At 52.8% G+C, this 12,325-nt stretch carries 8 protein-coding genes; 3 read left to right on the top strand and 5 right to left on the bottom strand.

Annotation, left to right across the window (positions count from 1 at the left end; all coding sequences use genetic code 11):
• The 4 genes from CHH67_RS17745 to yicI form a co-directional block, all read right to left on the bottom strand.
• Entirely contained in the window at nt 1–966 is a 966-nt protein-coding gene (locus CHH67_RS17745; RefSeq protein WP_095266540.1) for an ABC transporter permease, read from the bottom strand.
• Nucleotides 967–1,220: 254 nt separating this feature from the next.
• Complete coding sequence (locus CHH67_RS17740; protein ID WP_095266539.1) at nt 1,221–2,771, bottom strand: response regulator transcription factor; 1,551 nt, start codon at nt 2,769–2,771, stop codon at nt 1,221–1,223.
• Nucleotides 2,764–4,548, bottom strand: a complete 1,785-nt coding sequence (locus CHH67_RS17735; protein ID WP_095266538.1) for a sensor histidine kinase — start codon at nt 4,546–4,548, stop codon at nt 2,764–2,766. The genes CHH67_RS17740 and CHH67_RS17735 overlap by 8 nt, the downstream gene beginning before the upstream one ends.
• A 216-nt stretch (nt 4,549–4,764) precedes the next feature.
• Nucleotides 4,765–7,089 carry an alpha-xylosidase gene (gene yicI, locus CHH67_RS17730; protein ID WP_095266537.1) on the bottom strand — a complete coding sequence of 775 codons (2,325 nt, stop codon included), beginning with the start codon at nt 7,087–7,089 and terminating at the stop codon, nt 4,765–4,767.
• A 165-nt stretch (nt 7,090–7,254) separates the two neighbouring features.
• On the opposite strand from yicI, the gene CHH67_RS17725 reads away from it, so the two are divergent.
• On the top strand, nt 7,255–8,136 hold the full coding sequence (locus CHH67_RS17725; protein ID WP_095266536.1) for an AraC family transcriptional regulator: 882 nt from the start codon (nt 7,255–7,257) through the stop codon (nt 8,134–8,136).
• A 131-nt stretch (nt 8,137–8,267) separates the two neighbouring features.
• Nucleotides 8,268–9,986 carry a ribonuclease J1 gene (gene rnjA / locus CHH67_RS17720; RefSeq protein WP_095266535.1) on the top strand — a complete coding sequence of 573 codons (1,719 nt, stop codon included), beginning with the start codon at nt 8,268–8,270 and terminating at the stop codon, nt 9,984–9,986.
• A gap of 205 nt (nt 9,987–10,191) precedes the next feature.
• Here the strand turns inward: rnjA and CHH67_RS17715 are convergent, their stop codons facing one another.
• The gene (locus CHH67_RS17715) at nt 10,192–11,409 is read right to left on the bottom strand and encodes an MFS transporter (protein ID WP_095266534.1); all 1,218 of its coding nucleotides are present in this window, start codon (nt 11,407–11,409) and stop codon (nt 10,192–10,194) included.
• Nucleotides 11,410–11,668: 259 nt separating this feature from the next.
• On the opposite strand from CHH67_RS17715, the gene CHH67_RS17710 reads away from it, so the two are divergent.
• Nucleotides 11,669–12,289: a hypothetical protein gene (locus tag CHH67_RS17710; RefSeq protein ID WP_095266533.1), complete on the top strand. Its 621-nt coding sequence runs from the start codon at nt 11,669–11,671 to the stop codon at nt 12,287–12,289.
• The last annotated feature ends 36 nt before the right edge of the window (nt 12,290–12,325 follow it).

Below are 12,325 nucleotides of genomic sequence, written 5' to 3'. Positions count from 1 at the left end.
TTACATAATCGATTGCTTCATGAATTTTTTGAACAAACCGTTAGCTGTGAGCAACAGAATGATACTAACAATCGAGTTGAACATCCCGATCGCCGTACCGAAGGAGAAGCGACCCATGCTCAGTCCGTAATTCAATGCATACAAATCGAGAACTTCGGAGTAGTCCACAACGAGCGGGTTCCCAAGCAGGAACTGTTTCTCAAACCCGATGCTGACGAGGTGCCCGATCGACATAATGAGTAGAATGGCAATGGTCGGTGCAATGCTCGGCAGTGTAATGTGCCAGATTTGGCGGATGCGGCTTGCTCCGTCCACCTTGGCTGCTTCGAACTGCTCCTGATCAATGCCGGCAATCGCGGCCAGATAGATGATCGCATTCCAGCCCATTTCCTTCCACAGATCGGAGGCGGTAACGATATACCAGAACCAGCTTCCCTGTGCCATGAACTGAATCGGCTGATCGATGAAGCCCAGGGCCATCAACAGCTGATTGACAGCGCCTCCATCAACGGACAGCATCTTGGTTACAATCCCGGCAACAACGACCCAGGATACAAAGTGAGGCAAGTAGGAGATCGTTTGTACGGTTCTTTTAAAAACGCTTCCACGAATCTCATTGAGCAGCACCGCAAACAAAATCGGGATGGTGAATCCCACGATCAGCCCCATGAAACTCATGGCCAGCGTGTTTCGCAACACGAGGTAAAACTTATCATCCGTGAACAGGGTCACGAAGTGATCAAAGCCGACCCACTTCTGTTCGAATATCCCTCTGCCCGGCCTATAATTCTGGAATGCCATAATCCAGCCCCACACCGGCAAATAGCTGAATATGAACACAACGATGATAAAGGGAAGCGACATTCCATACAGTATTTTCTGCTCCTTGAAAGTGGTCCAAAAGCCTTTTTTCTTTTTATTTACGGTAGGCTCCGTGCTGCCTGATGTTTCTGTTACCGCTTTCAAACCAACCCCTCCTCTCTTGTATACCACGATGATAAACCAAGGAGCCGCCAGGCGGTACCCGAAGGATTTCGCCAAAAATCATATAAAAATTAGACATTGTTCGCGATGGCTAATGGACCGTCAGACGCCGCGTCCGTCGCCTAAAAGAATAGCCCCAACACGTGGGGCTTCGCTTCAAGATATGTCCATCTCGTACGGATTCATCCGGCATGGAGGGGATGCCGGTCCCAGCGGCTATATGCCGCATCAGGCGACTACAGTTTCAGTTCTTTGCGATAGCTGGAGGGGGAGGTTCCGACATATTTTTTAAATTTGCTGTGAAAATAATCGACATTCGTATAGCCCACCTTCTCGGCGACCTGGTACACCTTCATCCCCTGCTTCAGATATTCCTTCGCCTTGCTGATTCTCACCTTGTCCAGATACGTGTTGAAGTATTCTCCGGTCGTATTTTTAAACACCTTGCCCAGATAAGCGCTGTTGTAATTGAAGACGGTGGCCAGTGTCTCCAGCTTGAGATTCTCGCTGTAGCTCCGCTCGATTAGATCCAGGATACGCTTGATCTCCTGATCACAACTGCCTCTGCCGACCTGCTGTGTTAGTTCGCCCAGCACATCGACGGCATGCTGGCACAGTTCAAACACCGTGCGCTGCCGGTACACGGCCGCAATGTTGTCGGTATATTCTTTGGTGCGGGACTGAAGATCCGGATGATGCAGGGTCAGCTTATGGAATATGCCTGTCAGAAGCTCCATAAAGGCGCCCTTCATCATTCCCTCCGTATACCCGTCACGAACCATTGCGTATGCGGCGGATGGAATCAGACTATGCTGCACTTCGGCATGGCCGACATCCACGGCGAAGTACAGCTGGTCCATCGCTTGGCTTGGGTCATATCCGCCCTCCTGGCTATCATCTTCGGCCGTGAACGGCTTGGAATAGGACGACAGCAGCTCGCCCGGCGGATAGAAAAAGCGGCTTCGGATGAGCGACTTGGCCATCTTGTACGACTGGACCACATCTTCCAGCTTGCGCACCTCTTTCCCCGCCGCTGCCGTTATATGCAGACCTGCCTGGGCCGCTGCGCGGTCCAGCAGACCATACATCTCCTGCCTGGCCGCCTCGGTATGAAGCGAGGCAGACAACAGGACTCCGGTATACGCCTGATAGGCAAAGACAGCACCATGGCCCCGCTGCTCGACCCATTCATTCAGCAGCTCCTTCAGCGTGCGTTCCGGGTCCTGATTCGCGGTTTCCTCGCCTTCAGCATGCACGAGCAGAATTTGATAATAATTCCACATCAGATCCAGCCTCGCAGCATGCTGCGCAAGCTCAGTCCCGCTATGAGACTCCTCGGAAAGCAGTGTCTGGATCAAGGCCTCCCGGCTCTCCTCCACGACCACCTTATGCGTGTCTTCCCAGCTGCGCTCCTTCTGGATCTCCTCCTTGATTTCCAGCAAGTAACTGGATAGCTCATCCTCATCCACCGGCTTCAGCAAGTAACCGGCGACCCGGTGTGAGATTGCCTTCTTCGCATAGTCAAAATCAGCGTACCCGCTCAATATAAGCATGTGCACACGAGGGTCCTTCTCCCGTATCGCCTCAATAAGCTGCAGGCCGTCCATGCCCGGCATCCGAATGTCCACCAGCATCAGGTCCGGTGCATGCGCCTTGAATTTGTCAAGCGCCTCCGATCCGTTCGCTGCTGTATCCACAACCTGAAAGCCAAGCTCATTCCACGGGACGATGCTTTTCAGTCCTTCACGAAGTTTCGGCTCATCGTCCACGATTAGCACTTTAATCATTGAACTCTCCCCCCATCGGAATGCTGAATTGAATTATCGTGCCTTGCCCAGGCTCGCTCTCGATGTGCAAACCGGATGCCGGACCATAGGTCAACTGGAGACGGACATGCACATTTCGGAGGCCGATCCGTTCCTGTTCCTCCGACTCTTCCAGAAACCCCCGGATCATTTCGAGTCTGTTCGGGTCGATGCCGGCACCGTCATCCGCGACCGATATAAGGATCGCCTCATTCTCCGCAGTTACCATCACCCGGACCGTGGTCGCCTCCTGCTTGTTGTCCATGCCGTGGATGACCGCATTCTCCACAAGCGGCTGAATAATCAGCGGCGGAATCCGGAACAGCAGTGCTTCGGGGTCGACCTGAACCTCGAACCGAAGCCGATCCTCGTAACGAAACTTCTGGATGTCCAAATAACATTCCACCATCTCGATTTCATCCTTGATGGTTGTTTTGCCGCTGCCAACCTCAATATTGCTGCGCATCAGCTTGCCCAGCATCCGCACCACGCGGGCAATCTCGGTCTCCCCCTTGATATGGGCTTCCATGCGGATCGATTCGAGCGCATTAAACAGAAAATGCGGATTGATCTGGCTGGCCATCATTTTGAACTTGATTTCATTCTGCTTCTGCTCAAGCAACCGCTTCTGTTGATTGGATTCCTGCACTTCATTCATCAGTTCGCCAATGCTGGATACCATCGAATTGAACTGGCGCGAGAGCTGCCCAATCTCGTCCCGGCCGTCAATTTCCATAGCCACGCCGAGGTTTCCCGTACCTACCTTCGAAATATGCTTGCTCAAGCGAAGCAGCCGGCTGGATATCAGATGCGAGAAGCTGTATATGAGCAATAAGGCCAGCAGCAAACTGATCAGAATCACCGTCATCGCAAGCCGGTTGATCCGGTTGGCTTCCTTGACAATGCTATCGATGGAGAAGATCGAAATAATCCTCAGGCCGTCCACGCCCGACTCGGTATTCAGCGGTTCAATCAGCACTTTGGACTCCTTATTGTCAATCACGGACTCATAGATGCCCTCCAGATTGTATACGACGCCGGATTCATCATGGATATTTTCCAGCGGACTCCCGTACAGCTCCGGACGGTTCGAGGCGACGATATTGTTCTTGCTGTCCACGATAATGGTGTCAAACGTCTCCTGGCTCAGTATCGTATTGAGAATCTCGGAGTTTACGTTGATGACCAGCACGCCGCGATTGTCCCTGCTTCCTAAATCGACGCCTTTCACCAGGCTGAGATAGGTTCGATTGTCTCTCTCGTCCGTAATATAATCCCACTGGACCAGTCCGACGTTCTCCTTGGCGTTCTTGTACCAGTCCGTGGCCTCGATCTCGGGTGTCGGATTGATGAACTGCCAGTTGTTCAGCAGCGTTTCGTTGTTGCTATAGAAACGAATGTTGGAGATCTCCTTGTACATTTGGATCGCCTGATGAAGATCCGGGTAGGCCCTATAAGCAACGAACACATCGTATACGCTTTCATAGCGATTGTTGACAACGCTCTTCAATCTTTCGTCATACAGCAGCCTGTAGGACAGATCATCGGCCACATTGATAATCTCGGTGGCCCGTTTCTTGACACGGTCTACATTTTGATAAGCCTGCTCCATGGCATTGTCAAAAGCGAACTTTCGCAGCTCACTGGTCAGAATTACGCCAACGATCGCCACCGGCACAAATACGACCACAACAAAGGATAATATCAACTTATTTCGAAGCTTCATGTCATTCATGAGCTGAATGAAAGAGGATCGCATGCTTATGCTCCTGTCCTTGTATCGTCGCCAGCCCATCCCGCCGATATAAGTAAACGGTTTCAACAAGACCTGGCACTGGTTTCATCGCCATTATAACAAGGTTTGCACCCGCCGATCGCATGAAAAAGATGGAAATAAGCCCGACACCAGCGTTAAATCAATCGCTGCTGCGGGCTTATAACCTGCAATGCTTCACCCGGAAGTGTTAGGTTGCCTTTATGCTTTAAGCGTTGCGGTAAAGGAGAACGTCTGCTGTCCGCCGGCCACTTGAATTGCACCTTCGGCCAAGGCTGCGGAGCCATCAACAGACTCAATCTCGCCCATGCTGTGCAGTTGGATCGAGAATGGCTTGCCTGCACCGGTGCCTGTAAAGGCGACGCGGTTGCCGCTGCGCACCGCGCGAACTTCCAGCTCGCTTGCCCCTTCCATGCTGCGCACAGTAACTTCAGCTTCTTTGCCCTCTTCCAGCGCATATAGTCCCAGCTTCACGCCGTCCGCATAGTCATAATCCGGACGGGTATTGTCCGCGCCAATCGCCACAAATGCATTCTCGCGTACAAAGAGCGGCAGTCCCAGGAAATCATACGTTTCCTTCCGCCATGTTCCGCCTTCGACCGTCTCCCCGGTCAAGAGATGCGTCCAGCGTCCATGAGGCAAGTAATAAGTAACCTCTCCCTGCTCGCTGAATACAGGTGCAACCAGCAAGGAATCGCCCAGCATATATTGACGGTCCAGCATTTCGACAGCCGGGTCGCCAGGGAATTCCAGGAACATGGCGCGCATGCTCGGGATGCCTTTCTCCGAAGCCTGAACGGCCGTATGGAACAGATAAGGCATCAGGCTGCATTTCAGCTGAGTGAAGAAGCGGGTTACGTCCACTGCTTCCTCATCATAGGCCCAAGGCACCCGGTAAGAGCTGCTGCCATGCAGACGACTGTGGCTCGACAGAAGACCGAAGGCCAGCCAGCGTTTGAAGACATGCGCAGGCGCTGTAGCTTCGAAGCCGCCGATATCATGGCTCCAGAAGCCAAAGCCGCCCAGTCCGAGCGATAGTCCGCCGCGAAGGCTCTCCGCCATGGACTCGTAGTCGGCATAGCAATCTCCGCCCCAGTGAACCGGGAATTGCTGTCCGCCTACGGTTGCCGAGCGGGCAAATACGGCAGCCTGATTCTTGCCGAATTTCTCAACCAGTACGTTGAAGACTACTTTGTTGTACAGTTGTGTGTAGTAGTTGTGCATTTTGTGCGGATCGGAGCCGTCATAATAAACGACATCTGTTGGAATCCGCTCGCCGAAGTCGGTCTTGAAGCTGTCGACACCCATGTCCGCCAGCTCGCGCAGGTATCCTGCATACCATTCGCAGGCTTCCGGATTGGTGAAGTCCACCAGTGCCATCCCTGGCTGCCACATGTTCCATTGCCATACATCGCCGTTCGGCTTCTTCACAAGGTAGCCTTTCTCGCGGCCTTCCTCAAACAGGCGGGAGCGCTGGGCAATGTACGGGTTGATCCATACGCAAATTTTCAGCCCCTTCTCTTTCAGGCGTTGCAGCATGCCTTGCGGATCCGGGAATACCTCTTCATCCCATTGGAAGTCTGTCCAATTGAGCCCCTTCATCCAGAAGCAGTCAAAGTGGAATACATGCAGCGGAATATCGCGCTCCAGCATGCCATCTACAAAGGAGTTGACCGTTTCCTCGTCATACTTGGTCGTAAAGGATGTTGAAAGCCACAGACCGAAGGTCCAGGCTGGCGGCAGTGCCGGCTTCCCGGTCAGATTCGTATATTTATCAAGCACGCCCTTCGGATCCGGGCCATCAATAATGAAGTATTCCAGCGACTCGCCCTGAACGCTGAACTGCACCTTCTTCACCTTCTCCGAAGCGACCTCGAAGGAGACCAGATCCGGCTGGTTGACAAACACGCCGTACCCCTTGTTCGTTAGGTAGAACGGAATGTTTTTGTATGCCTGCTCAGAGCTCGTTCCGCCGTCCTTGTTCCAGATATCGACCACTTGACCGTTCTTGACGAAGGACGTAAAGCGCTCGCCGAGGCCGTATACCCACTCGCCTACGCCAAGGTCAAGCTCCTCGCGCATGTAGGCTTGACCGCCCTCTTCCACGATGTGAGCGATCGATTTAAAGCCGCTGCCGGTAATGCGCTCGCTGCCTCTGTAGAAGTCCACGGACCACTGCGGGCCTTTTCTGATGACAACGCTCAGGTTGCCGCTGCGCATCGTCGCTTCGCTCTCATTCTCTTCAATGACGACATGATCCCCGTCGTTCTTGTTCAATTCAAATGCCGGACCGAGATCACGCACGCCTGCGTAATGAATCAGTTTAACGCCGATCACATCCGGAGCCGGGGAATGGAACTGAACCGTAATCAGCTGCGCGTTAATGGTGGCTCCCCGGCCGGGAATGGGCGCGGTGGAGGCGTAAGCTGTCAGCGTCTTCCCTTTTACCGCAAAATCATAAGCCTGAACGGCTCCAGCTACGGAGAAACCTTCGCGAATCATCCAGTTGCCGTCGGTGAATTTCATAAGTTGGACCGCCTTTCTATATTTCAATTTGGTGTTGTAAGCGTTATAATGTCATTATACTGATCTAATTTTGTTGATTCTATCAATATCCGGTCATTTTATTGCACGATTTTGATGTATATATCCACCTAGGGATTACCAATTCCGCATGAAGGAGAGTTCGCCATGGATCAGACGCTTCGCCAGTCCCTGAAGGAGAGCCAGGTGCATGGGAATGCGCGCTTTCCGTTCGCGTCGTACCGGTTTCATTTTGCCCCCGGGGCCCATGTCGTAGACTCCCACTGGCATAAGGAAGCGGAGATCTTCTACGTGCTTCAGGGCGAAGTGCTGTTTCAGATTGATACCGAGTATGTTCCGGTCAAGGCGGGGGAAGCGCTGTTCATAGACGGCGGCGATATTCATACCGGTCACGCCCGGGGAGATCAGGGCTGCAGCTTCTGTGCGATGGTGTTCGATCCGGCGATGCTTGCCAGCTCGCAATACGATGTGGTGCAAGAGCAGATCATTCTGCCATTCCAGGAAAGAAAGGCTACGCTGCCGAGACTGATTCGTCCGGAGACCGATGCTTCGCTTATGGCCCACATTACCGAGATGGTCCATCTGACCGCAGCTAAGCCAGCGGGATACGAGGCTGCCCTGAAGGGGCATATCTATCTGATGCTATATGAAGCGAAGGCTGCCGGCCGCATGGCCAACCGGAGCCGGAGCGGTGCCGGGGATACGACCCAGACCGAGCGGTTGAAGAAAGTCATCGCCTACATTCAGGGCAACTATCATCGCCCGATCCGCCTGAGCGAGCTTGCCGGGCTGATTCCGATGAGCGAAGGGCAGTTCTGCCGGTTCTTCAAATCGATGACCGGGCAGACGCCGATCGATTATATTAATTCCTATCGCGTCCGCCAGGCCGCGGAATTGCTGCGGCAGCCGGAGCACAAAATATCCGATATCGCACTGGATGTCGGATTTGGGCATATCAGCTATTTTGTCCGTGTCTTTCGCAAAATTATGCTGTGCACACCGTCGGAGTATCGCAAACAGCTTATATAATGAAGGCAATTTAAGAACGAATTCACGAAAACCGTTTCACGAAGCCTCCGCTTTCTGATATCTTTAGTAGAGGACAAAAATAAAAACCCAGGCATTTGCCTTAATTACCATTGAGAGGATTTTTTTACACTATGTCTAAACCACTGCTATCAGACACCATTCAAGCTGCCAAGCCTAAGAAGAGGCCCAAGCCCTCCGCGCCGCCTGTTCGGATATTCGCACTCGGCGGACTTGGGGAAATCGGCAAAAACATGTATGGCGTTGAATTTAAAAACGAAATTATTCTCATTGATGCCGGCCTGAAGTTCCCCGATTCAGATATGGGCGGTGTGGATTACATCATCCCGGATATCCGCTATTTAATTCAGAACAAAAGCAAAGTGAAGGGCTTGTTTCTGACGCATGGTCATGAGGACCATATCGGAGCGATCCCTTACGTGCTGCGCCAGATCCAGATGCCGATCTACGGCGGTCCGCTGACGATCGGACTCGTTCGTGCCAAGCTGGAGGAGCATCGGCTGCTGGATCAGACCGAACTTCATGTCTTTCATGAGGAGGAAACGATCTCCTTCCGGCATCTGTCGGTTCATTTCTTCCGTACGACGCACAGCATTCCGGACGCTTTCGGGATCGTTGTCGAGACACCGTATGGGCCAGTTGTCCATACAGGCGATTTCAAGTTCGACTTTACACCGGAGGATAAACCCGCCAATCTGCACAAAATTCTTCAGGTTGGACAGCGCGGCGTCCTTGCCCTGATGGCAGACAGCACCAACAGCGAGCGCGATGGCTTCACGCCTTCCGAGCGTACGGTAGGCCAATCCATCCTGCGCCTGTTCCAGGAATGCCCTGGCCGCATTCTGTTTGCCACCTTTGCCTCGAATGTGCACAGGCTGCAGCAGGTCGTGGATGCGGCCATACAGACCGGCCGCAAAATTGCCATCGTCGGCCGAAGCATGGAAAAAGTATTTGTGATCGGACAAGAGCTCGGTTATATCCGGATGCCTGAAGGCATGCTGATCGATGTCAAAGCCGTGAATCGCTACCGCGATGAACAGGTGTTGATCGTATGCACAGGCAGTCAGGGAGAGCCGAATGCAGCGCTGACCCGGATCGCTTCCGGGGCGCACCGCTCCATTCAGATTCATCCAGACGATACCGTTATTTTCTCTTCGTCTCCGATTCCGGGGAACACCCAAAATGTGAACCGAAGCATCGATTTGCTGATGCGGGCCGGGGCTGAAGTGAAATACGGCTCCATTCTGGACATTCACACATCCGGTCACGGTTGCCGTGAGGATTTGAAGCTGATGATCAGCAGTATTCGCCCGAAATTTTTTGTACCGATACATGGGGAGTACCGGATGCTGTTGAATCATCGTGAGCTCGCCCTTCAGGTTGGCATGCCCGAGAGCAGCGTGCATCTGCTGAACATTGGCAATACGTTGTCCTTGTTCAGAAACGGGGCTCGAAGAGGACGCAATATTCCTTCCGGCGAAGTCTACATTAATAATGGTGAGCTGCGCGTACATGAGAAGGAGCTGCTTGAGGAGCGCGTTCAGCTCGCCCATGACGGGGTCGTCATTGTGGCCATTACGATCGATCCCAGCACCCGCAAGCTGTTATCCGGCCCGGAGCTGATTACTCGCGGCTTCGTATACATGCAGGACTCCAAGCCGCTTCTGCGGCGCGCGGAGGCGATGCTGCGCAAGCAGCTGAACAAGGCGGGCGAACAGCGGGAATACGACCGCGCGGCATGGGAGCAAATCACGAGCACCAAACTGAATCGCTATTTCCGAAGAGAGCTTGGAAGAAGCCCCTATATCATGCCTTCGATTATGGAGGTATAAAGGTAAAGAGCCTGGGATGAAACATCCCCGGCTCTTTTTTTGGTGATAGAGGGTTCGTTGCCACTCCCCTTAGCATGATGATCCCTTTCGCTCAGGAAACTCCCCCTGCCTCTGCCTTAACCTCTAAACCACCTCTACCTGATCAAACGGGATGACCGTGCTAGGCCTCCGCACAGCAAGAACGTGCTCCCGCCACAAGCCAACGCTAATCTGCAAGCTCCACACCCTTCGTCTCTTTGCCCAGCAGCAGCACGCTGAAGGCCCCGATCAGAATCGTGACAAAAAACAGCAGGAAAATAACCTCGATACGAACCCCGTTGCCTTTCATCACGCCTACGAGAAACGGGGCGATCACCCCTCCGATCCGGCCGAAAGAAGTCGCCAGACCCACACCGGTGGAGCGAACCCTTGTCGGATACAGCTCCGGACTGTAGGCGTAGAGACCTCCCCATGCGCCCAGATTGAAAAACGAGAGGCAGATCCCTGCGGCCAGCAGCGATCCAACGGAATCGGCGATGCCAAACCAGGCCGCGCTTATCGCCGTCAATACCAAATAGGTGACCAGCACAAACTTTCTGCCCAGCTTCTCAATGAAATAAGCTGCTGTAAAATATCCGGGAAGCTGGGCGAGCGTCATGATCAGCACATATTGAAAGCTCTGCACCAGACTAAACCCCTTGTCTACCATGACCGTCGGCAGCCATAAAAACATACCATAATAAGAAAACACAACGGTAAACCAGAGCACCCAGAGCATGATGCTCGTACGGCGAAACTCCGGTGACCAGACCGAAGCGATCCGTTTGCCAAGGCCCAATCTGACCACCTTCTTCTGCTCCAGGTATCTGGGCGAGTCATCAATGGCACGCCGCAAATACAAAGCATAGAATGCTGGAAGGGCTCCGATTAGAAATGCCGCCTGCCATCCGTAATTCGGGATGACAAAGTAAGCGATCAAGGCGGCTAGAATCCAGCCCGCTGCCCAGAAGCTTTCCAGCAGCACGACCGCCCGCCCTCGTTCCTTGACCGGCATGCTCTCAGATACAAGCGTAGATGCTACAGGCAGTTCTCCGCCAAGACCAAGCCCGGCGATGAAACGAAAGATGCACAGCATGATAAACCCCGTCGCCAGGGCCGACAGCCCGCTGGCAATGGAGAATATAAGCAGTGTCCACAGCAGGATGCTTTTGCGGCCATATTTGTCTGCCAGAAATCCGGCCATCGCAGCGCCAAATGCCATGCCGATCGACGTCGTGCTTGTCAAAATGCCCACCTGCTGCGAACTGAGCGCCCATTCGGATGCCAGCGCGGCAACGACAAATGAGATCATGCCGACATCCATCGCATCGAACATCCAGCTGAGTCCCGCGCTGAAAAGCAGCTTGCGCTGCTTGGGTTCTTTTAAAAGTGCCAGATTGCTCATCCTCTAACCTCCTCTCCCTTATCTTTCTATAAGATAGGTCGAAGGATACATTCGGTCAATAGAAGATTACCAGAAGTTGCAACATTCCTCGTATGAGCGTATAGCCATACATGTTCCCAGCAATCTCCTCTTTCGGGGAATTGAAAAAAATTGGATATTTTTGACTTGAATCTGCTGCCCTTTTCGTATATTGTGGAGAAAAGCAAGTCATTTACAATTGTGTATAGCGTTAGGATTGTTAATAAAGGAGTTTGTGAGTATGTACACGGAACAAGATATTTGGATTGTGCTCACAGGCACGGGTACCTGGTTCAGCCGGATGATCCAATACTTCACGAAAGCCCCATTGAATCATGCATCCATCGCATTCGATTCCGAGTTGCGCGAAGTGTACAGCTTCGGTCGAAAAAAAGCCAACAACCCGTTTGACGGCGGACTGGTACGGGAAAACTTGCGTTCCCCTTTCTTCTACAATTCGGAATGCGCGGTTTACCGCTGCCGTGTCCGTACCGAAGATTATGAACGAATGTACAATCTGGTGAAGGAAATGATGCGCAACCAGGATCGCTACAAATATAATCTGCTCGGGCTGCTCGGCATCCTGTTCCGAATCCACATCGACCGGGACTACGCCTTCTTCTGTTCCCACTTTGTCGCGACCGTATTGGATCGTGCAGGGCTGCGGCTTGTGAATAAGCCTTGTCATCTGGTCACGCCCGAAGACTTCTCCAATTGCCCGCAATTGCACGAGGTATACCGGGGACCGCTTCACGGTTATCTCCCCCCGGACTCCCCCGCTTCGCTCCCTTCTTCTCCAGCATTCGCACCGGTAACTACGGAAGGCAGGGGCAAGTTTTTTCGGATTGGCAAGACGGGTTAATGATGATGCACTCATAATGAATATAACAAATGGAAA

This window comes from Paenibacillus campinasensis (assembly GCF_002272015.1).
GTDB lineage: Bacteria > Bacillota > Bacilli > Paenibacillales > Paenibacillaceae > Paenibacillus_AQ > Paenibacillus_AQ campinasensis.
Note: the sequence above shows the minus strand (reverse complement) of the source record. Positions and strands in the feature narration are given on the sequence as shown.

Excerpts from the sequence above, each read along its gene's own strand:
- CHH67_RS17740 (WP_095266539.1), bottom strand. The coding sequence starts at position 2,771 with ATGATTAAAGTGCTAATCGTGGACGATGAGCCGAAACTTCGTGAAGGA.
- CHH67_RS17735 (WP_095266538.1), bottom strand. The coding sequence starts at position 4,548 with ATGCGATCCTCTTTCATTCAGCTCATGAATGACATGAAGCTTCGAAAT.
- yicI (WP_095266537.1), bottom strand. The coding sequence starts at position 7,089 with ATGAAATTCACCGACGGCAACTGGATGATTCGCGAAGGTTTCTCCGTA.
- CHH67_RS17725 (WP_095266536.1), top strand. The coding sequence starts at position 7,255 with ATGGATCAGACGCTTCGCCAGTCCCTGAAGGAGAGCCAGGTGCATGGG.
- rnjA (WP_095266535.1), top strand. The coding sequence starts at position 8,268 with ATGTCTAAACCACTGCTATCAGACACCATTCAAGCTGCCAAGCCTAAG.
- CHH67_RS17715 (WP_095266534.1), bottom strand. The coding sequence starts at position 11,409 with ATGAGCAATCTGGCACTTTTAAAAGAACCCAAGCAGCGCAAGCTGCTT.
- CHH67_RS17710 (WP_095266533.1), top strand. The coding sequence starts at position 11,669 with ATGTACACGGAACAAGATATTTGGATTGTGCTCACAGGCACGGGTACC.